The sequence below is a fragment of the Paenibacillus sp. 7516 genome (assembly GCF_002272715.1).
GTDB lineage: Bacteria > Bacillota > Bacilli > Paenibacillales > Paenibacillaceae > Paenibacillus > Paenibacillus illinoisensis_A.
In genome coordinates this window covers 239,382-261,279 of record NZ_NPBI01000020.1, presented here as the reverse complement: position 1 = coordinate 261,279, position 21,898 = coordinate 239,382, and the positions used below count along the sequence as shown (strand labels likewise).

Below are 21,898 nucleotides of genomic sequence, written 5' to 3'. Positions count from 1 at the left end.
CTACTCGCGTAAAGTCAGACTCATCATTCAATCTCATCGGTTCCCCTGCACAATTCAGGCAATGAATCGGCCACATGTACGCAATCCTCGTACCCCAAATTTCCAGAATGAGCAAAAAGGATCGGATATTCCCCGTTTCGTGATGCCTCTCTCATATCAAAAATATAATGATTGCCGCTTCCATCCATCGCGAAGGAAACCGAGCCGGGCATGTATTCTGCAAATTCATAGGCCAGATTCATCTCTCTAAAATCAGGAGTACCATGAAACTGAAAGATCCTCTCGCCATTCTGGAATTCTCCACCGTTGGAATAGGTGAGTAAATGCGCATGACTGTCGGGCAATGGTCGCTTTGGAAACGACCAGGACGAGGGATCAAGTGGAGTATATTGTTCATAAAAAGGAGATGATTTCGGAAACGGATTCTTCTGCCTCGCTCTGATCTCTTGCAGCTCCTGCACGGATAAAGCATCATTCCACGTTTGCAGAAATACATGCAGTTCCTCCCGCTTCGCTCCAGGCCGCTTCTCCCATTCCTTTTCAAAAACATCGTTCCACATGCTTAACCCTCCATTACACACTCACATTTTGCCTTTCTATCAGCATATCATGGCATATTTCACCATTCAAATCTGCTATAATCAAAACTTCACAGCTAACTCATAAGGAGGAAATACCTTGCTTCGTGCAGTCAACATTTGTTTTCTGGCTCTGGCGCTGCTGGCAGCGGGTTGTCAGGATCAGGCTTCGTCTATTCCAACCTCTGCTCCAACTGACGGATCCGACCATCAGGAAGTCTATTACATATCACCTTCAGGTGACGATGCAAACAGCGGTACTATCCAATCCCCATGGAAAACAATGCAGCATGCTTCTGAACATGCCGCGCCAGGGAGTACGGTCTATTTGCGAGAGGGCGTGTACCCGCAGAAAGTCAAAATCACCCGGAGCGGCCATTCCTCCACTGAACCTACTATCTTTTCCAGCTATCCCAATGAGAAAGCCATTATTGACGGAAAAGGTCTATCTGTAAATGGAATTGAAGGCTTGATTGAAGTGGAGAATGCCAGCTTCATCACGATACAGAATGTTGAGATTCGTAACTTCACCACAGCACGTGCAGACCAGGTACCCACCGGGATTTATGTACACGGAGCAGGTGAATACATCCAAATTCGAGGCAACACCGTACACGCGATCGCCAACATTGTTCAGCCGAAAGGACCCGATTTAACGGGAAGAGATGCTCACGGGATTGCTGTCTATGGCACGGAACACCCCGCAGCATTGCGGAATATTCTTATCCAGGATAATGAATTATATGATCTGGTCTTAGGTTCAAGCGAGTCACTCGCTGTTAACGGAAATGTAGACACTTTTTCCATACTGGACAACACCATCCATGATACGGATAACATCGGCATCGATCTGATTGGGTATGAAGGGATGTCTCCAGATGACAAGTATGATCGGGCCCGAAATGGAATTGTAAGAGGTAACGAAGTATACGATATTACGTCCAATTTCAATCCTTCCTATGGCACCAACCTTCCCAATGGCAGCCATTCGGCTGGGGGCATCTATGTCGATGGGGGTACAGATCATATCATTGAACAGAACCGGTTGTATCGCAACGATATCGGAATCGAAATTGCATCCGAACATGCCGGGCGTTCCACAAGCCATATTACCGTGCAGGATAATCTGGTTTATCACAACAGGCTAACGGGCATTGCCATGGGAGGATATGACGAGGAACGCGGGTCTACCGAAAACAGCACGGTGATGTATAATACCCTGTTTCAGAATGACACCTTGGGCGCAGGCAATGGGCAGTTGTTCGTGCAAGCCATGACGAAGAACAACACGTTTAAACGCAACATTGTCGTGTCAGGCAGCTCCGGTGTACTCATCTACAATGAATACAGCAGCAATTCAGGGAATCTGTTTGATGAAAATGTGTACTACACCCCGATTGCAGAGGAAGATGCCCTATGGGTTTGGAAAAATGAAGGGTATTCCGGTTTTCCAGCCTACATGAAGGACTCCGGCAATGACGCACACTCACGCTATGTAAATCCGGCATTCATGAACGAAACCAGCGAAGACTTCAATCTCCAGCCCGGATCACCGGCAGAAGGTTATGGTTACCTTGCACCCAGGTAACAGCGGAGACTGAGAAAAGAATAGAAAATCAAAAACCGGATCGGGTATAGGGGTGTCCCTGTCCTGTCCGGTTATTTTCTGCTTTTACTGCATCATTAGTTATAAGAAGTTAGCTTTGGATTAAACCAGCTGCATGGGTCACCCGATTGCGCCCTCCGGTTTTGGAGGCATACAGCGCCATATCCGCTTTTTGGAACAAGGACTGATCCGTATCCTCCTCTGCAACCGTTGCTGCACCAATACTCACCGTGATATTGTAGGCTCCCCAATCGGCTGAAGCCACCTGCGAACGGTACCGTTCGGCTGTAATCAGTGCTTGTTCGGCTGAACAATCCGCCAGGATAATCACGAATTCTTCCCCGCCATAACGTGCCACAACGTCCGAACTTCTGGAAACCGACTGCAGCAGACCTGCCAGATTGCCAAGTACGAGATCCCCTACCGGATGTCCGTACGTGTCGTTAATGCTTTTGAAATGATCAATATCAACGACCAGCAGCGAGAACTCGCGCCGGGTTGTACGGAAGCTCTCCAGGCTTTCAAGCATTCTCAGCTGAAAGAATCTGCGGTTTTTGAGTCCGGTGAGCAGATCGGTGGAAGCCATCGTCTCCAGCTGGTCATTCACTTTAATTAATGCCTGCTGCTTCACTTCATATTCCTCGTGCAGCCGTTCAAGCTCCTTGTTTGCTTCATGCGTGGCTTGATAGAGCTCCTGCAGCTTCGTCTTCGTGTTCAAAATATCCTTCTCATGTTCAATCCGTTTACGCATGACCACAACCACACAGTCCACGACGCTTTCCCCGTCACGAGTCTGGCGAATCCCATTAAGCAGAACCGGAACATCCTGCTGATCACTGGTGCGAAACGTAAAGTACATCTCGTCCACGCGGCCATACAGCTGAATGTATGGATAGAAATACGTGTGAAAGAAAAGCTTGTTGGTGACCGACATGGTGGACTCAATATGTCGTCCCATTAGCTCGCTGCGTTCATAACCCAGCATCGTCAGCAGGGTTTGATTGACTGATTGTATGATACCCGAGTCAGAGATCGAGAAGTACCCGCAGGGAGCAAAATCTAATTGTGCATCCATCAATAACAGCCTTTCTTCTGAGTTTTATGCGCTCGTCAGATAATTCTTAATCAACCGAATGGTCTCTTCCGGTTGACTTAAGTGAGGGTAATGTCCTTTGGCGGTCATCTGCTGCAGCATGCTGTTCTTCAGATGAGCATGCAGATAATCGCCCACTTCAACCGGGGCAATGCTATCATCGGAGCATTGAAGAATCAAAGTAGGTACAGATACCTGTTCCAGCTCCTGACGGCAGTCGGACAAAAATGTCACCTCGGCAAATTGCCTAGCAATATGCGGATCTCTGGAGCAAAAGCTCTTCTCCAGCTCTTCCGTAAGCTCTTTCCGTTCTGCATTCTGCATCACGATCGGTGCCAAATAACTTGCCCAGCCTATGAAATTCAACTGCATCATCTCGAGCAGTTCATCAATGTCACGGCGATCGAAGCCCCCATAGTAATTCGGCAGGTCATTCACATATCGCGGAGAAGGCCCCAGCATCACGATGCTTTTAAAATATTGGGGAGCTTGAATCGATGCCAGCATGCCAATCATGCTGCTGACAGAATGCCCAACGAATATGGCATCTCTCAATTGGAGCGCTTCCATGATCTCCAGAACGTCCGTAGCATACCCTCGCAAATCACTGTATTTATGCGCATCGTAATAATTGATCTGAGATTGCCCTGAGCCTACATAATCGAACAAAACAATTTGATAATTCTCACTAAAACCCGGAACGATGTAGCGCCACATGTCCTGATCACATCCAAACCCATGAGCAAAGACCATCGTTCTGCTGCCTGAACCAAGCACTTTTACATTGTTACGTACAAGGACGTCAACCGTCATTACACTCACCTCTCTGAGGTATTTTCCATTCACTTCACATGTGGTTATTATATCGGAAATTGTTGGAATATGAATTAAAAATATGAATTCCCTTGATGGAAACATGAAATAGATTCACATTTTCGCAAAAGATAAAACTCTTTACAACCTGACTGTCGTCAGGTAATATCATTTCAACATGTCGCGCGACAAAGATAACAAAGTGGAGGAAGATGTATGACTACCCTTGGAATTGGAAATGCACCCCAGAAGTTGTGGGGAAGATCGTTTATTTTTATCATGCTGGCTAACGCTTTATTGTTCATGGCCTTTGAAATGCTGTTACCAACCTTGCCTCTATTCGTTTCAACGCTTGGCGGCGACGCTTCTCAGATTGGCCTTGTGACAGGCGTATTCATGTTTTCAGCCATCCTGGTTCGCCCTTTCACGTCGGTACTTGCCTCGCGGATGGACAAAAAGTTTCTCTTGCTCATCGGCATAACCATATGTGCAGTAACCACAGGATCATACTACCTATCGTCAGGTATTTGGATGATTTTAATATTGCGGGTTATCCACGGATTTGGCTTTGGTCTGGCAACGACATATTTTGCAACGATTGCTACAGAAAACATACCCAAGGATCGCCGAGGTGAAGGTATGGGGTATTTCGGTGTAGGAGAGACCGTGGCCATTTCCATTGGCCCATTGATCGGAACCAGCCTTCTGTACAAATACAATTATCAAAGTCTGTTCATGGGTGGGATGTGCATCCTGCTTCTCGCTCTGATCATGGCGATATTTGTATCGAGAAAACCAAAAACAGCATCAGGTGCAGACCCATCGGGTTCCCATACACCTAAAATCAAGCTAATTGAAAAAAAGGTACTCTTTCCTTCCCTGCTGATTATGTTAGTTGGCGTCGCTGCCGGGTCGATCATGTCTTTTGTAGCCTTGTTTGCGGCAGAGAGAGGCTTTGGTAGTGTAGCCTGGTTTTTCTTCATCGTAGCTATTGCGAGTTTTGTGGTCCGATTGTTCTCGGGGAGAATGTTCGATCGATTGGGCCCGGGGTCCGTATTGCTGCCATCTGCCGTATTTGCGATCGCGGGACTGTTCGTACTGACCATCGCTCAAAATGACATGCACTTCCTCATGGCCGGTGCCTTGTATGGATTCGGATTCGGTGCCATTTTCCCAGCGATTCAGACCTGGTGCGTCAATCTGGTGGACGAGCATGAACATGAGAATGCCATGGCTTCCTTCTTCAATTTCTTCGATCTGGGCATTGGCGGTGGTTCACTGCTGCTTGGTATGATTGCTTCAGCATTTTCCTATACAGTGGTGTATGATATTGCCATAGGCATTTTTGTGGTATATATCCTGTTATATCTGGTATACTCCCGGAAACAACGGAGAGCTGAAGATTATTCATTGGAGGTAGACATTGAGTAAACAACGTATCAAGGAGATTGCCATCCAACATTTCAATCGTCTGGGTTACGAGGGAACCAAGATGGCACAGATCGCCGAAGAGGCGGGCATTCGCAAGCAATCGCTAGCGTATCATTACCCGACCAAAAAGGCACTGCTGCTTGAACTTTATGAGGAAGTGGTTCAGGAGGAACAACAATTCGTCAAAGATTTCTTCCTGGAAGCGAATGAACTGCCTTTAGAGCAGCAATTGTACAACTTTTTGCATGAGCATAAAAACAGATTCCTGACACATCCGAATGTGGCTTTTATGTACATTCTGTCCTTTATTACTCCGCTTGAGGTGCATGATTTTGTCCTCGCGCAGTATCGAACATATCTTGGCACGCTCAAAGCCGAGCTCGCCGCCGTGTTTGCCAAACATGAGGACATCCGTCTGAACCCCGAGGAAGCTACGGTGGCTTATGTCACGCTATTGGATGGACTGGATGTACAGCTCGTATATGAGACCAGACAATCTTATGAACACGCACTCGCCATTGCCTGGAATGTATTCTGGACAGGCATACGCCGCTAGCGAATTTGACTTGTCCTGCAAGCAAAGAGGAACGCATCTCCATGCTTATACTGTGGAGACCGCTCCTCTTTGTGATGTTCTTTTGACGCAGGTTGCGTCTTCGTTATTTTACAGTCACCCTTTGCCGTGTCCGGTCTTAAGCAGGCCGGTTTAATTTCCCTTCTGCTCCGTTGCACCCAAGCTGTCTTCCCCATTAAAATGTTTAGCCACTGGTTCGGTCCTAGTCATGGGACATTCAGTCGACTTCCACCATAACAGGTTGTAAGCTTTTCCCATTTGGATATAGTATAATTTCTATGGTGACTGGATCCTATACATCGTATGAGCATGACATTCATAACTTCAGGAGGAATTAAAACCATGCAAAAATTGGACGCTGCCCTACAACAGTTTGTTGAACAGCAGGATTTATACAATGAAGCTTACGGACTTTTCAAGCAGCATGATCTGCGCCCTCGTGAACAACCTAGCCAGCCCGAAGTGGACAAGCGTATCCCCCTCTCACCTGAGCTTGTATATTTGTACACCCATTATGAGATGAGAGATGCACAAGCTGAAGGGACACTCAAAATGAAAAATGCGGCCGTGGAAATCGGCGATGCAGCCCTGTTATCGTTTGTTGCCCCCGAGCACCTGCACCGCCAGCAGCAGGGTTACCGATGGATTGGCATGAATGAGCCGTATGAGGAGTCGCCCTCCTGGAAAGCAAATCATGTCGTTATTGCCAACTTCAATGATGATCCATTGATCGTGGATACAAGCCCAGCCAACTCACCTGTGTATGCGGCCTTCGAAGGCGGAGAGCCCCGGCGTATTGCCGATTCATTGTCCAATCTGTTCACTGCACTCGCCATCCTGATTGAAGCTGCACGCGCTTACGGTGGAGAAGTGAAGGATGAAGAGACCTATGAAACCAAACCTGAATATTTGGAGCACATAGAACCTCTATTGATTGATCTGCTCGGCGCCGAGTACACCGCACATCTGGTTGAATATTTATCACTTCGTTAAATCATCGGAGTGAGAATAAGCAAATTGAAGATGATGGTTGCAGCTGTTCCCAAGTACGATGGCTTCGCTAACGAATTAGGACCTGTATTGAAATTTGTGTACAGAAGAATTTATCTCTGATGAACAAGGGGGAAGACCATGATTTATGTTGCTTTGCTTCGGGGGATTAATGTAGGCGGTAACAATAAGATCAATATGAAGCAGCTGAAAGAAACATTTGAACAAGCAGGCATGCAGGATGTTGTAACTTACATTAACACGGGCAACATTATCTTCGCCGATCATCAGGAACGCATTCAAGCTAACGCTGAGATATCCAAGATACTGGAGCAGGCCATTACGGCCGAGTTCGGCTTAGAGATCCGTGTTGTGGTACGCAATATGAATGAAATGCAGACCGTGCTTCAGGCGCTGCCGGAGGAATGGACGAATGACGAGCAGGCGAAGAGTGACGTGATGTTTCTGTGGGATGAAGTCAATGACGTCTCGGTGTTGGACAAGCTGCCCCTCAAACCGGAAGTCGGCACATTGATATACGTTACCGGAGCCATCTTGTATTCAGTAAGCAGAGAAGATGCCGCGCGCAGCGGGATGAACAAGCTTGTCGGCTCCTCTGTCTATAAATATATGACGGTCAGAAACGTCAACACGACCCGCCAAATTTATAAGCTCATGCTGGCTACGGCAGAGTGATTATAAGAACTTCGGCATGAAAAAAATCCCCCAAGGGATGGCATGGAGGAATATGTTGACGGATGTCTCTCCATGCTGTTTGCCTTGAGGGATACCCTTTATGAATACAAGCAGCTGCATGTAAAATCATTAATCGATCTGAATACGTCTGAGGGTATGATCGTCTCCTGCACGTTTCGGAATTTCAAGCTTCAACACACCATCTTCCAATCGGGCCTTAATGTTCTCCTCATCGATATGTTCCACATAGAAACGCCGGAGGAATTCACCGGACCTGCGCTCCTGCCGAATAATTCGATTGGAATCATCCTTCTGTTCATGAAACTCATTACGTTTCGCACGGATCACCAGTTCATTGCCCTGTACCTGAATATCGATATCCTGCTTGGCGATACCAGGCAGATCTGCTTCAATCAAATATTTCCCATCTTCCTCACGGATATCCGTCCGGAATGGCTGGCTGCCGGTTCCAAAGGGAGAAAGCCACGGGCTGTCAACCATATCATTGAAGGATTTCAGCATGTGTCCGAACAGGTCTTCATTTCGTTTACGAAACGGGATCAGATCAAACATGAACATCATCTCCTTATATGTGATTGGTTTGTTGTTGCTTACATGGATTATTATAATTCTCTTGTGGATGATGCTCAAAATACGTAAGAGTCGAAAAGAAATGATTTTGCTTCAATATGACCCGCTGCCTGAAAATAGATCCTTGTTTCTTTTAATTTGACCTTTTTTGACCTTCCTGCTTTTTCGGGCTCATTCCAGAGAATGATTAGATGCTATCCTTCATACTGAAAACGATCCAGAAAGCGCTTGACGATGAGACTGGACGTTTTGCTCTCACGCATAACCCATCCAATGGAAATCGCACGCTGTACACCTTCAATTTCCAGAATGGAGAAGTCATGATGCAGGACACTTCTGTCATGTGTGAATGAATATTCATGACCGATCGTCACCGCATCCAGTTGGGCAAGGGCCGCATTAACCACTTCGGAATTGTTCGTTCGGAACAGTACATTCACCTCTCCCACAGCCTGTGAAAGCTCCTCTACAAACAAATCCACCAATTCGTCATTAAATAACACCAGTGTCTCATTTTTCAGTTCATGCATGGTGATCGACTTCTTGCCTGCCAAGCGATTGGTATGATTCACACAGGCTCGCATCACCCCTTCATCAATGGGAACAAAGCGCAATCCTTCCAGGTGCTGCTCCATATCATCTGTATACAGAGCAATTAAACCGAGATCGACCTGCTTGTTCCGCACATCTCTTATAATGTTGCGGGCAGCACCTTCGGACAGCTCAAATTTCAGATCCGGATATCGTTTCTTCATACTCGCAATGGTAGGTATGATGCCCGGAATCCCTCCAGGTATGGCTGACAATCGGAGTTCTCCATGGATCGACTTCCCCATATACTGGGCATCCTCCTTGATGTTTTGGACTGTATCGACAACCGATTTCATTTGGTCCAAAATAGGCTTGGCCTGTTCCAATACATACGCACCGTTACGGGATCGGCTGAACAATTGCATGCCCAGCTCGTGCTCCAGACGTGTGATCGCCTGACTGATCGTGGACTGCGTAACCGATAATGTTGCAGCAGCAACGGTAATGGATTTGGTCTTTTCAACTTCAAGCACATACACCATTTGTTCCAGATTCATCGTTTAACTCCCAATCCTTACATTAATTTATTTTAAGTTAAGTGTATTTTTGTTAAATATACATGAATCATATAATTAAGTATACTTGGATTGAAGATGAATGTAAGCGAAATCATTTTATTTTAATCGACAGAGGAGTGCTACATATGAATCCATTTGAGAATCGATTTGCAGGTAAAGTTGCGGTTGTTACAGGTGCGGCATCCGGTATCGGATATGCCATTGCGAGACGCCTTGTCCAAGAGGGAGCTTCCGTCCTTGCCGCCGATCTGAATACAGAACGTCTGGACGCCATCCAGGGTGAACTTGGGGAACGGTTCTTCGGTGTTAAAGCCAATGTGACCGTTGAAAACGATATTGAAGAAATGGTGAGTGCCGCTGTCAAACAATTTGGCAAACTCGATCTGGCCTTTAATGTGGCAGGTGCCTCCCGTGCAGGCGTTATTACGGAACTCTCAGAGAAAGATTGGGACTTCACCGTGGATCTGTGCATGAAAGGCGTCTTCCTGAGCATGAAGCATGAAGCCCTTGAGATGGCTAAACATGGTGGCGGAGCCATCGTAAACGTGGCCTCCCTCAACTCTCACGTGCCTATGTATGCCGGATCGGCCTATGCCTCTGCCAAAGCTGGCGTCGAAATGCTTACCAAGAATGGAGCACTCGAAATGGCGCGTAACGGCATTCGTGTCAATGCCATTCTACCGGGTCTCATTGATACACCATTAACTGCGGAGCTGCTCTCCAATGCAGACATCAAAGAAGCCTACATGGAACGTATTCCGATGAAACGTGCTGCACAGCCTGAAGAAATGACGGGACCTGCCCTGTTCCTTGCGAGCGACGACGCAGGATATGTGTCTGGTTCCAGCCTCATCGTGGATGGAGCTTGGGCAACGACCGGATATCCAGACCTGAGCCGCTGGTTCTAAGTCTGTACATTTCCACATGGTTTTCATATACCAGGTAAAGCCTATTGGACAGAGCTCTGCTCTGCCAGTAGGCTTTTTTTCACTTGGATGGAAAAGCACTGCATGTTTTACACAAATGCTTTATTCCGCTAACTTCGGCTTAACAATTCACCCCTATACTAAAGCAATTATACATACGTTCAACCATGCAATGTAAAGGGGATCTGGAACTGTGAAAAAGAGAAATCAATGGCTCGCTGTTTTGTCCATGACAGCCATACTCGGCGCAGGGGCAACTAATTACACATCAATAGCACACGCGGATAGCGCATCCGAATCGGCAAATCATCATGTTGCATTACGAACAGCCATCCAAAATATGCAGGGAACCATCACATGGGATAGCAGCAGTCGCAGTGCCGATATTCAGTTGGGTGAAGTCCGAGTGCAGCTCCCGGTCGGAACAGCTACAGCTACCATTAACGGGGTTCAAACGCAACTGGACAGCAAAAGTTATATTTCCAAAGGAACGACTTACGTTTCTCCACAAACGCTCAAATTAATTACGGATCAAGTAATCCTGAGCCAAAATAAAACCGGATTCGAACAGACAGCTGCCTTCCAGATGCCAAGTGGCAAAGCCGAAATCGCTGCCTCTACCCCGGACGGTCAGCGCCTCCTCGTAACTGAAGCAGACAATGGCAGCATTTCCGTTCTGGATATTGCTGATCTGAACAACGTGAACGTTCTAAAAACGGTCAGCTTCCATGATCTCTCTGCCAAAGCAGAAGTAACCAGTGTAACTGTATCCAAGGACGGCAAATATGGTCTGGCCGTTATTCGTACCGGCGATACAGATACCGAGGCGAACAAGGGACTACTGGCCATTGTTGATCTTGCAACCTACAAAACCGTGAAGACATATGGGCTCGGCATCGGGCCAGACTCCATTGCATTGTCCCCGGATGGATTGCACGCCGTGATTGCAATTGAAGATGAGGAACTGAACAAAGCTGCGGACGAGATCGATTACCCTAATGCCAAACGCCCAGGCAGCATCATGATTGTATCGTTTGCCGGTGGAAACGTCCTTGAAGGAGAGGTAACCAACCTGCCTGCGTCTCTGGAAGATGTGAGCGGAGCAAGCTACCCGCATGATCCGCAGCCAGAGTATGTTGCCATCAGCCCGGACAGCACAACCGCTGCTGTTACATTGCAGGAGAACAATGTCATCGCCATCATCGACCTGCAAACGAAACAGATCAGCTCGATCTTCTCGCTCGGTACTACCTCACATCAAGCTGATCTGAACGATGACGGTGTCGTTCAGTTCTCCGAGAGCCTGACAGCTCGCTATGAGCCAGACGGTATTGCATTCTCTGCAGATGGCAAATACCTGCTGACTGCCAATGAAGGCGACCTGGGCAAAGATGAGTTTGACGATGGTGTCAAAGCAGGCGGACGCAATATCGCCGTCTGGGATTTACAGGGCAAGCGGGTATATGACAGCCAAAACCTGATCGATGAAGCAACCGCGAGGGTTGGTTTATATCCGGATGATCGCAGTCCGAGCAAAGGCAGTGAGGTCGAGAATCTGACGGTATCCACTGTAGACGGCACAACTTATGCTGCTGTAGCCTCTGAACGGGCCGATGCCATTTTGTTCTTCGATCTGGCCGACCCGGTGAACCCGGCCTACCTTGGCCTGATTCCGACAGCTGGTGAGTCACCGGAAGGAATCCATCGGGTTAATGGCCGCAGTGTATTTGTCAGTGCGGATGAGAGCACGGGGACACTTAGCTTTTTCGAGAAAAAATAAGTCAGGTACGCAGTAGGCAGCTGTGACAGCAGCTGGGGTACCGAGTCCATGAAATTCAAAAGGACATGAGAGCATCACGCTCTCATGTCCTTTTTTTGTTGCCTGCTAATGTGCCATCTCTGCTGCTTTAAACGTTCCGAGCCAACCGTTCCAGCCATTCCACCGCCGGAGCGAGAACGGCTTCATCGATATCGAATTCAGGATGGTGATGGGGTGCAGGCAGGTCGCTGCCCACAATCATATACGTGGCCAGTCCACCCTGCTCCTGCACGCGTTGGATCATATAGCTGGCATCCTCGCTTCCCAGGGCAGCGCCATCCGAGATCGCTTCAGCATGTCTTATTCCAGATATTCCTTCTGCCTTCTTCACGGCGAGCTCCGCAAGTTCCATATCACACCTTATCGGAATAGCTCCGCCTACAATCTCAACGGTAACCCTTAACTCATGCATGGCTGCACTATGCTCCAGAATCTGACGCACACGCCGCTCCAGTTCAAGATTCGTTTCTTCCTTCGTGGAACGCGTCTCAATTACCATGCGAGCGTGCTCGGCAATGATGTTCGCGCCAGTTCCTCCTTCCAAAATGCCCACATTAATGCGTGTATCGGCTGTACTAAACCGCGGCAGGGCATGAATATTAAGCATGGCAGTTGCCGCACCAAGCAGCGCATTCCGCCCTTCTTCAGGTGAAGCTCCCGCATGAGAGGATACCCCGGTAAAGTGCGCTTCCAGCTTCGTCGTTGCCAGGAAACCAGCGGAGGCCCCTTTGACATGACCGGATGGTACGTCAGTGCCGAGATGCAGGCAGAACAGTCGATCCACCTGATCCAGCATGCCTTTTTCCACCATGGCGTAAGCACCGCGTACGCCCTCTTCTGCAGGCTGGAATAACAGCCGGACTCTCCCGGCAAACTGTCTGTCGCTTAACCGTTCTGCCAGCGCAAGACCGATACTGGTGTGACCATCGTGTGCACATGCATGCATAATGCCTTCATGGGTTGAGCGGAACTGCCCAGACTGCGGCACGTGCTTGTCCTGTCCGCTTTCACGAATGGGCAGTGCATCCATGTCGAAGCGAAATGCCGTTGTCGGCCCTTCCTGAATTCCATCCAGCTCGGCGACAACAGCGGTAAATCCGCCGCGCATCTGTTCCACTATAGCGGGCTCTGCTCCTTCCTGGAGAGCACGCTGATAGGCGTCTTCCAGCACTTCCGGTTTGGGCAGCCCCCGCCGGGACGCGTCATCAATGGCATCTTTTCCATACGTTACACGATAGCCTAACGCTGTTAACATCTGTACAACTTTGGTAGCGGTACGAAATTCAGTGAATCCCAATTCGGGATATTGATGCAGCTCTCTGCGAAGCGCGATAATGTCGATCATATCGGTTCCCCTCTCTCAACTCTCTTATTTCCGAATCAGTCGATCTTCTATAATCTGGCGTGAACTCCCGGGCCAAGTGGCAGATTGAAGACGTACCAGAGAATGACCATGACGACCCAGACGGAGAAGAATGCAATGGAATATGGCAAAATCAAGGAATAATACGTTCCGAGCTTGGCATCCTTGCGGTACTCCTGCAAAAATCCGACGAACAAGGGTACAAAAGGCGATACCGGGGCAAGTGGAATAACAACCGAGTCGGATACCCTGAAAATGACTTGGGTGAACGCCGGATGGAATCCAAGCAGCATCATCATCGGGATAAACACCGGAGCCAGAATGGACCAGATCGCGGATCCACTTGCAATAAACATCGTTAGTAACGCAGACAGGAAGATCAATCCGATGACAACCGGGATGCCGTTAATGCCTGTTTTTTCAAGCAAATCCGTGATGGTGAGTGCCAGAAACTTACCCATGTTGCTCCAGTTGAACATCGCCACGAATTGGGATAGCGGGAAGACCATCACGATGAAGCCTGCCATCGTTTTGATCGGTTCAATCAGCAATTTCGGTAGATCATTCTGGTTCCGAATCACTTTCAGTTTAATGCCGTAAGTCAGTGCTACGGTGAAGAAGAACAGCAAAATGACAGGCACAATCCCTGCAAGAAAAGGCGAACCCATCACACTGCCTGTTTCCGGGTTGCGAAGAATGCCATTCGAAGGTATCACCATAAACGCGATGACAGCGATAAAAATAAGGGCGGCAATACCGGCCGCACGCAGTGCCCGGTTTTCTTCAGGTGTTGGAGCTTCCAGCTTGTACACACGTTCCCCTTCATATTTGCCCAGTCGCGGTTCCAGGAATTTGTCGGTCATAAAACCTGCGACCAGTGTCAACACAATGACAGAAGCGGACATGAAGTACCAGTTATCCAAGACCGTAACACCCACACTTGGATCTACCGAGGCGGCAATTTCGGTGCTGATGCCTGACAGCAATACATCCGTAGTCACAATCAGCATATTTGCGGTGAAACCAGCGCCAACTCCGGCAATGGCTGCGATCAATCCGGCAATCGGATGTCTGCCTACAGCAAGAAAAATTAACGCTCCCAGCGGAGGCATGATGACAAGCGCTGCATCTGATGATACATGACTGAAGAATGCGATGAAAATGACAAGATAGCTGGCATAGCGGGCGGGTACCCGAACAGCCATTTTGCGCATGACCGCTTCCAGAAGGCCTACTTTCTCAGCCAAACCAATTCCGAGTACCAATGCCAGAATTGAAGCAAGCGGTTTAAAATCAGCAAAGTTCTTTACCACATTCGGCAGCAGCCACTGTATTCCCTCTCGGCTCAGCAGGTTTTTGACCTGAACCTTCTCTCCGTCAATCGGGTTATGTGCTGTCGCGTTAAAGAACGACAGTATAAGGGTAGCAATCATCAGCGCAACAATGAGATAGATAAACAATAAAAACGGATTGGGAAGCTTGTTCCCCACTTTCTCTACCCAACCAAAAAGTCCTGTACTCTCCTGCCTTTCCGCTTTCACCATGCAAATACCCCCTGACTGATATTAACGTACATTTAACGAAAATGTCGTAATTTTAGGACATTATATAATTAACTCCATACAAAACTCAATACTTATGTTATGTATTTTGACACTAAATATAAAAAATACCGATCTGCAACCAGGTTCACCATGTCCGCCAGGAGTGGACATGAGAACTAAGGTTGCATCATCGGTATCCTTATTCTGACTCTATGTTCGTAAATCTAACGCAGCAGCCGATATCGGTTACTTGGCCTTCCCCTGCGGGTATTGAGCTCATTTCCCGTGATTTCAGCCAGGGAAAATGCCGTAAGACTGCCGAGAATCCGCTGTACGTGCCTGATGGTCATTGATAATCCCGATGCCAGTTCGCTGGCCGTAAATTCTTCTCGGCCCATCCGGCGTATGTATGCCTTTAATTTCTGAAATGTACGGATGCTTACCCCTGCCTTGTTCAACTGTTCGAGCAATTCGGTGTCACTTGAATACATCTCATAGGATAATTCCTGATCCTCACCCGCTGCCTCCACAATCGTACCATCCGTCTCATAGACAATCACACGTCCAGCTTCATCGTCTTTGGCATATTGGATCGCCTTCCGGGCGTGACGCTCTGCATCAAATGCCGTCTCACCAAACCCTATCCCGGCAAATGAAAGCAGATCCGTATCCAGCTCAAGCTGTTGCATCGCTGTATGCAGCGATTCCATGTTGCGGGCCATTCCACCCCTGGAACCATACATCAGGTATCGCCCTGTACCATCCTGGTGGAGGGAACCATCGATTTGCTCACAATGATGCAGCAGGATGGCTTTGATCTTGAGCTCCATATGCTGCAGCTGATACCGTTCCGTCGATTGTTCACCGGCTGCATGCCATCCTTCAATCTCAACCATTAACACGCCAATCTGGCTGTCTTTGAATGCGGAACTGCGAATCTGCTCAATCAGCATTCGTACCGCTTGCACTGTCTCCAGCTTGGTAGAATCGATTTTGAAGACAGGGACCCCTCTCTGAAGTAATCCTTCATATACAGCGTACAGACAGGTAATAGCTGCTTTGGTCCGCCCTTCCTCCCAGTGACGAACGTGGAATTGGATCATGTCTTCGACATCGTAATCGGTAGAAAAAACGTATTTTCGCAGCTGCTCATCCGAGAAATTCAATTCCTCAAGACTGTCCATCAACCCCCAGCTTTCATTCCCCGTCATATCAATGGAGATTTCCTTGACCGGATTGTCCAGTGTATAAATGGCTTGCAGCATGGCTTTGTACAAGCTTGCCCCGGTAGGCGGGCAGTAGATGGCATGTTCTTTTTCATGCAATACGTCCTGGGCTGTCAGATAAGGAATGGGACCCGTAAACACCCACCCGTGTACTTTCTCGCGGTTCCTCGTAATAATCTCGCCCGTCTCGCGTGCGTGTTCATAGGGATACAACTCAAAATGAGCCTCCAGATCCTGCCCCTCCACAGCACGCATGGTCCGCTCAATGGACGGCTTCGGTCCTACAACTCCGATTCGGTACATGCACTCACATCCCCTTGTCCCACTCAACATCGTTTAATACAAAAATCATACCGAACTGAGGTTCCGCTGTAAACCTCTTCATCTTAGCCATTGTTTACAACCTCTCATTCCTGATTATGCATCATAATCGTAAATTTTACATTTAGTTAACCCATTCCTTACGTTCGTTTAGCAATTGTTGTATACACTGGTTTTGGGATACCAAACTATACATATCTATTTTAGGAGGATGTATTCATGTTAAACCGGTTCAATGTCCGTGCGGCCAAAATGATGCTCGCGGTTACAACAGTTGTTACAGCTACGCTGGGAGGAAGCAGCGCAGCATGGGCTGCTGAGGACACTGCTGCACCCGCATCATCATCACCGATCAAAAATGTCATTATCCTGATTCCGGATGGCATGGCTAACGATGCCACTGCACTGGCCCGCTGGTACAAAGGGTCTTCCCTGACTCTGGATTCCATGGCAAGCGGTATGGTTCGCACACACTCCGCGGATGCTCCGATTGCGGACTCGGCTCCTGCGGGAACGGCTTTTGCTACAGGTTATAAATCACATACAGGATATGTTGGCGTACTGCCAGACAAGGCAACCATGCCTGGACAGAAGGCGATCGCACCTGGAGATGCCAAGAAACCCGTTGCATCCGTGTTGGAGGCATCCAAATTGGCAGGCAAGGCAACCGGTATTGTAGCCACCTCCGAGATTATGCACGCTACACCTGCAGACTTCTCTGCCCACTATCCGGATCGCAAAAATTACGATGCTCTCAGTAAACAGCAAGTATATAACGGTCTCGATGTTGTTTTGGGGGGCGGAAGTCGCTACCTGGAGCCAGCGGGCCGCAAAGACGGTGAGAATCTGGTCTCTTCCATCAAAGCACTCGGTTACGATTACGTGACCACACCGGCTGCCATGAAAGCCTCAAACTCCGGCAAGCTGTGGGGAATGTTCGCACCTGCAAGTATGGCGTATGATATGGACCGTGACCCTGCCAAGCAGCCAAGCCTTGCTGAAATGACATCCAAAGCCATTGATGTTCTGTCCAAAGACGAAGACGGTTTCTTCCTCATGGTTGAAGGCAGCAAAGTGGACTGGGCAGCTCATGCCAACGATCCGATCGGAATTATCAGTGACGTACTGGCATTTGACGATGCCGTAAAAGTAGCCATGGATTTTGCCAAAGCAGATGGAGAGACAGCTGTTGTGGCAGTAACAGACCACGGTAATGGCGGTCTCACTATCGGTAACAATGCAACAACGGGCACCTATGACAAAGAACCATTGTCCACATTTATCGGACCTTTGAAAAAGGCCAAGCTGACAGGTGAAGGTGTGGAAGCGAAGCTAAATGCCAAACGCACCAATATCAAAGCGGTCATGAAACAATACTACGGCATTTCCGACCTGACATCCGAGGAGATCGCTACCATTAAGGCAGCCGAGCCAGGCAGCCTGAACTACGCCATCGGACCAATGATCAGCAAACGCGCAGGCATTGGCTGGACGACTGGTGGTCATACAGGTGGAGACGTTGTGCTGTACACGTATGCTCCGAACAATGACCGTCCATTCGGCGTAATCGACAATACGGATGTGGCTAAATACATGGCACGCGTACTGGATCTGGATCTGGACAGCGTGAGCAAACAATTGTTTGTTCCTGCCAAACAAGCATTCACAGCCAAAGGCGCAACGTACAAGCTGGATCTGACAGATGCCAAAAACCCTAAAATTCTGGTTACTAAAGGCAGCACTAAAGTAGAACTGCAAATCTACAAAAACGTTGCGCTGGTTAACGGCAAAAAGACTGCGCTGGAAGGCGTAATCGTGTACAACGGAGTAGATGCCTTTGTACCACAAAGTGCAGTCGATCTGATTCAGTAAGTTTGAAAGATGGTCTACGCTTATAAACCAAACACACATAATGGGAAAGCGTAGCGGTTTACAAAGGTTCACCCGGAATTATATCATTGGGCTGCCGAATATTTCGGCAGCTATTTTCGTTGTTCATAGACAAGGATGGGTTCCCCTCCTTGCTTGTCGTATAATGGACGTAACATATTGATAAATAGGAGACAAAAAGGAGAGATTCACCCATGTTGATCAAATTAAACTGGATTACGCTTCGGGTGCGCAATCTGGAAGCCTCGCTTGGGTTCTACCACGGCATGCTCGGGCTTCCAATCCAGCGTCAATTCGAAAGTCGTGGGCGGCATATTGCCATGTTGGGTACAGAGAATGAAACCATGCTGGAGATGATTGAGGGAAGTGAATCCGTCCTCAAAAAAGAATCTGGCGTGTCCATCGGCTACGAGGTGAGTTCACTGGAAGAAGCCATGGAACGACTGGCAGCACTGAATATTCCCATTGTTCGCGGGCCCGTTCAGCCGAATCCCCATCTTCGCTTCCTTTACATTGCCGACCCGGACGGCTTCGAGGTACAGCTTGCCGAACATGCATGATCTGGTGTGACACTCATAGAGCAGCATTACCTCGTTATGGTGTTGTGCTTGCCTGGAATCAACCATTATTTCTTATACAAAATAAGAGCATCTCTGTGGCGCCCAGAACATGCTCTTATTTTGTATTCACAATTTATTTGAGAAATTCTGTTGGACACTTCACTCTTAGCAGCTCGGCAAGCCGGCGATAACCCGGTCCATCTTCGCTTTGGTTCACTTCATCTTCGTCCATCTCCAGCCAATAATCAGCATCCAGTAGATCTACCATGTCTAGCAGCGTGATCTCCGCACAGGCAGGATGTTCACAAGCAGCCAGCATAGGCTCGGGACTGTCATCCCAGTTGTACCCGTCCACGACAGCATGCAGGAGTTCAGCTGAATCCAGCTCACGGATCTTCGCGGCTGCCCTCTCTGAAGATTCTTCGTACAAAATCTCATCCACAATGGCTTGTTCCGCCTGGGTCAGCCGAAGTCTTACCGAGCCTGTGGTACCGAGCAGCATATCTGCAATAGCCAGGTCCCGTCTAGCTGCATTCCAGGCCGTCGCCTGAATTCCATGTGTAGAGTCAAGCTTCACCCCATATTCAAGCAAAAGCTGGATGGCTTCGATCTGCTTGAACTTCACAGCTTTTTTTAGAGCGGTATCGCCGAGTTTGTCCTCAGCATCCAAGTCTGCTTGCTGTTCCAACAGACATTTAATGGCCTCAGCTGGCATGCGATACGTCAGAAAAAGCATAAGCGGTGTACGTCCCCGTTCATCCCGCTCATTGATATCCAGCCTATGTACTGCTTCGCAAGCTTGTTTCACATCTTTGGACTTACTGATTTCAAGCCAATTCATTAACCATTCTCCTCCTTGCACTTCACATTCTACATTACACTGTAAAGGAGATATACACAGGGTTCAAGTCACCACTTGACAGCAAAAAAGGCCGCCCCATGACGAACGTTCGGGCGGACTCTACATTTTCTATTAAAAGGCTAACCTGCCTCTAAGCTGACAGCGTATCGATCGGTACCACACTCGGTGAAGGACGATCACCAGCCTTCTCTTCAGTGACAGAAGAAGACATCTGATGATCTGAAACCAGCTCATTCAGGTTCAGAATCAGTTGCTCCAGCTCACCGAAGCTGTCCACCATCTTCTGTGTCAGGCTGCGCTGCTCCTCCATACGGCAAGAATCTCTTCCGTAGCCGCACTGGATTGCTGAGTCACACTTGAAATCTCGGAGACCTCATTCACGACTTTGGTGGAGGATTCCTTCATCGTGGCGGAACTGCTCTCAATATCCATGGCCTGGTTCAGCACTTCCTGGGAATTGCTATTAATGGTACGGAAAACAACTTCTGCAGTCTGCACGCTGTCTCTTCCTTCTTGAAGAGCAAGGCGAATGCGTTCGAAGCGATCCGTCAGTGCCTGCGTCTGCCCTTTTAACCGGGTCAAAATGGTGGCAATGTCATTTGCCGATTGACCAGAGTGCTCCGCCAGCTTGCGAACTTCCTCTGAAACCACGGCAAATCCACGTCCATGTTCACCTGCACGAGCGGCTTCGATCGCAGCATTCAGTGCAAGCAGATTGGTCTGGTTCGCAATATCCGAGATACTGTTCAACATCAGGGACATGGCTTCACTTTCCTCATTGAACTTTCTCATATCGGAAGCCGTGGTATCAATCGTCTCATAGAGTTCCTGCATCTGCACATTCAGATGGTCCATCTGTGCACTTCCCGTTTCCGTGCTGGATGCCATACTGGCAGACAGTTCTTTCATTTGAAACGAATAGGAAGCAACATCACGGATATGATGATCCGACAAGGAGAGGGATTCCGAAATTTCCGCTACGCTGGTCGCCTGGAACTCCACACCTTTGGCCACTTCACTGAATCCAAGCGTCACTTCATGCGTGATAGACCCGGTCGCGTCCACCTTTTGTTTCAGTTGATCCGTATACAGAGACAGGCCTTCCACCGAAGCTTTGACACGTTCCATCATGGTCTCTACTCTTTGTTTGGATTGCTCTACTTCCTGCCAGCGGACTTCGCTGTCCAGGAAAAGTCTTTGATTTAAATGGGAAACTAACATCAGGATTGCTCCAGTAAGAGCGAACAGTCCAACGTTAACAATGTTCTCTATAAGTTCATCAGCATGAGCTGTGTTGATAACAAATAGCTGGAGCACACTGTGGGCTAGCAAAACAAAAAAACCAATCATAAAAAACTTCTTGTTCGGAATGAGCAGCAAAACAGCGGTTATTACCAGACTCATCGTAAGGTTAACCGTACCCCAACCGACATAGACCCCACATAAGGTAATCAAAATGGTAAACAGCCAAGGAATTAAATGAATATGTTTTCTTTTCACATTAGCGTAAGTAACCCAAGCTGCAAACAAAATGGCAATCCCATTGGAAACAAGCAGCTTAGGGAGCATGAAGCTCAGACTCACACCAATTGCAAGAATAACCCACAAAATGATACTGATCAGCTTGTTCCTTTTCCAAATAATCTCATCATACCGATTCATCCGTTCCCCGTCCTTTATCTAGGTAAATGTGGTGTTGTAGGGCAACTCTGTACTACATTCCATTGGTCTATGGTCCTGCATATCCACCATTCGCAAATACCTCACGCCGTAGCATAGTACAAATTAACTTCATAAACATGAAATGAGCGCTACATTATGTATATCGGTATTCTAAATTTCAAATTTTATATGACTTCCAAAATAATATACTTCCATATTATATTGACAAACGAAAATAAGCCTG

20 protein-coding genes are annotated in these 21,898 nt (G+C 48.0%); 9 read left to right on the top strand and 11 right to left on the bottom strand.

The window, feature by feature from the left end:
- Positions 1 to 23: 23 nt before the first annotated feature.
- On the bottom strand, positions 24 to 560 hold the full coding sequence (locus CHI14_RS17135) for an SMI1/KNR4 family protein (protein WP_095289707.1): 537 nt from the start codon (positions 558 to 560) through the stop codon (positions 24 to 26).
- Positions 561 to 678: 118 nt separating this feature from the next.
- Between CHI14_RS17135 and CHI14_RS17130 the strand changes: the two genes are divergently transcribed.
- Positions 679 to 2,166 carry a right-handed parallel beta-helix repeat-containing protein gene (locus CHI14_RS17130; protein ID WP_095289706.1) on the top strand — a complete coding sequence of 496 codons (1,488 nt, stop codon included), beginning with the start codon at positions 679 to 681 and terminating at the stop codon, positions 2,164 to 2,166.
- Positions 2,167 to 2,275: 109 nt separating this feature from the next.
- Here CHI14_RS17130 and CHI14_RS17125 read toward each other — a convergent pair whose 3' ends face one another.
- Positions 2,276 to 3,259, bottom strand: coding sequence for a sensor domain-containing diguanylate cyclase (locus tag CHI14_RS17125; protein WP_095290149.1), 984 nt, complete (start codon positions 3,257 to 3,259; stop codon positions 2,276 to 2,278).
- A gap of 24 nt (positions 3,260 to 3,283) precedes the next feature.
- Positions 3,284 to 4,090, bottom strand: a complete 807-nt coding sequence (locus CHI14_RS17120; protein WP_095289705.1) for an alpha/beta fold hydrolase — start codon at positions 4,088 to 4,090, stop codon at positions 3,284 to 3,286.
- Positions 4,091 to 4,306: 216 nt separating this feature from the next.
- On the opposite strand from CHI14_RS17120, the gene CHI14_RS17115 reads away from it, so the two are divergent.
- The 4 genes from CHI14_RS17115 (at position 4,307) to CHI14_RS17100 (ending at position 7,781) form a co-directional block, all read left to right on the top strand.
- Positions 4,307 to 5,521 (top strand): MFS transporter, encoded by a 1,215-nt coding sequence (locus CHI14_RS17115; RefSeq protein WP_095289704.1) that lies wholly within the window; start codon positions 4,307 to 4,309, stop codon positions 5,519 to 5,521.
- On the top strand, positions 5,514 to 6,077 hold the full coding sequence (locus CHI14_RS17110; RefSeq protein WP_095289703.1) for a TetR/AcrR family transcriptional regulator: 564 nt from the start codon (positions 5,514 to 5,516) through the stop codon (positions 6,075 to 6,077). Before CHI14_RS17115 ends, CHI14_RS17110 begins: the two co-directional genes overlap by 8 nt.
- 360 nt (positions 6,078 to 6,437) lie before the next feature.
- On the top strand, positions 6,438 to 7,088 hold the full coding sequence (locus CHI14_RS17105; protein ID WP_095289702.1) for a hypothetical protein: 651 nt from the start codon (positions 6,438 to 6,440) through the stop codon (positions 7,086 to 7,088).
- A gap of 138 nt (positions 7,089 to 7,226) precedes the next feature.
- On the top strand, positions 7,227 to 7,781 hold the full coding sequence (locus CHI14_RS17100) for a DUF1697 domain-containing protein (protein ID WP_095289701.1): 555 nt from the start codon (positions 7,227 to 7,229) through the stop codon (positions 7,779 to 7,781).
- Positions 7,782 to 7,910: 129 nt separating this feature from the next.
- On the opposite strand, the gene CHI14_RS17095 is transcribed toward CHI14_RS17100, so the two are convergent.
- A complete protein-coding gene (locus CHI14_RS17095; protein ID WP_095289700.1) occupies positions 7,911 to 8,354 on the bottom strand; it encodes an Hsp20/alpha crystallin family protein in 444 nt (147 codons plus the stop codon).
- Between the two features lie 212 nt (positions 8,355 to 8,566).
- Positions 8,567 to 9,460: a LysR family transcriptional regulator gene (locus tag CHI14_RS17090; RefSeq protein WP_095289699.1), complete on the bottom strand. Its 894-nt coding sequence runs from the start codon at positions 9,458 to 9,460 to the stop codon at positions 8,567 to 8,569.
- 146 nt (positions 9,461 to 9,606) lie between these two features.
- On the opposite strand from CHI14_RS17090, the gene CHI14_RS17085 reads away from it, so the two are divergent.
- Positions 9,607 to 10,389: an SDR family NAD(P)-dependent oxidoreductase gene (locus tag CHI14_RS17085; RefSeq protein WP_095289698.1), complete on the top strand. Its 783-nt coding sequence runs from the start codon at positions 9,607 to 9,609 to the stop codon at positions 10,387 to 10,389.
- 211 nt (positions 10,390 to 10,600) lie between these two features.
- Positions 10,601 to 12,187: a choice-of-anchor I domain-containing protein gene (locus CHI14_RS17080; RefSeq protein ID WP_095289697.1), complete on the top strand. Its 1,587-nt coding sequence runs from the start codon at positions 10,601 to 10,603 to the stop codon at positions 12,185 to 12,187.
- A gap of 127 nt (positions 12,188 to 12,314) precedes the next feature.
- Here the strand turns inward: CHI14_RS17080 and CHI14_RS17075 are convergent, their stop codons facing one another.
- From CHI14_RS17075 to CHI14_RS17065, 3 genes are all read right to left on the bottom strand, one after another.
- Complete coding sequence (locus CHI14_RS17075; RefSeq protein WP_095289696.1) at positions 12,315 to 13,571, bottom strand: amidohydrolase; 1,257 nt, start codon at positions 13,569 to 13,571, stop codon at positions 12,315 to 12,317.
- A 47-nt stretch (positions 13,572 to 13,618) separates the two neighbouring features.
- Positions 13,619 to 15,133: an AbgT family transporter gene (locus CHI14_RS17070; protein ID WP_095289695.1), complete on the bottom strand. Its 1,515-nt coding sequence runs from the start codon at positions 15,131 to 15,133 to the stop codon at positions 13,619 to 13,621.
- A 224-nt stretch (positions 15,134 to 15,357) separates the two neighbouring features.
- Entirely contained in the window at positions 15,358 to 16,662 is a 1,305-nt protein-coding gene (locus CHI14_RS17065) for a hypothetical protein (RefSeq protein WP_095289694.1), read from the bottom strand.
- Positions 16,663 to 16,899: 237 nt separating this feature from the next.
- Here CHI14_RS17065 and CHI14_RS17060 point away from each other — a divergent pair, with 237 nt between their 5' ends.
- Both CHI14_RS17060 and CHI14_RS17055 read left to right on the top strand, forming a co-directional pair.
- Complete coding sequence (locus CHI14_RS17060; RefSeq protein ID WP_249281153.1) at positions 16,900 to 18,552, top strand: alkaline phosphatase; 1,653 nt, start codon at positions 16,900 to 16,902, stop codon at positions 18,550 to 18,552.
- A 212-nt stretch (positions 18,553 to 18,764) separates the two neighbouring features.
- Positions 18,765 to 19,130, top strand: a complete 366-nt coding sequence (locus tag CHI14_RS17055; RefSeq protein ID WP_095289693.1) for a VOC family protein — start codon at positions 18,765 to 18,767, stop codon at positions 19,128 to 19,130.
- 133 nt (positions 19,131 to 19,263) lie between these two features.
- Here CHI14_RS17055 and CHI14_RS17050 read toward each other — a convergent pair whose 3' ends face one another.
- The 3 genes from CHI14_RS17050 to CHI14_RS17040 form a co-directional block, all read right to left on the bottom strand.
- Positions 19,264 to 19,971 (bottom strand): DUF4274 domain-containing protein, encoded by a 708-nt coding sequence (locus tag CHI14_RS17050; RefSeq protein ID WP_095289692.1) that lies wholly within the window; start codon positions 19,969 to 19,971, stop codon positions 19,264 to 19,266.
- A gap of 151 nt (positions 19,972 to 20,122) precedes the next feature.
- Entirely contained in the window at positions 20,123 to 20,302 is a 180-nt protein-coding gene (locus CHI14_RS17045; RefSeq protein WP_095289691.1) for a hypothetical protein, read from the bottom strand.
- A complete protein-coding gene (locus tag CHI14_RS17040) occupies positions 20,281 to 21,654 on the bottom strand; it encodes a methyl-accepting chemotaxis protein (protein WP_095289690.1) in 1,374 nt (457 codons plus the stop codon). The genes CHI14_RS17045 and CHI14_RS17040 overlap by 22 nt, the downstream gene beginning before the upstream one ends.
- Between the last annotated feature and the right edge of the window lie 244 nt (positions 21,655 to 21,898).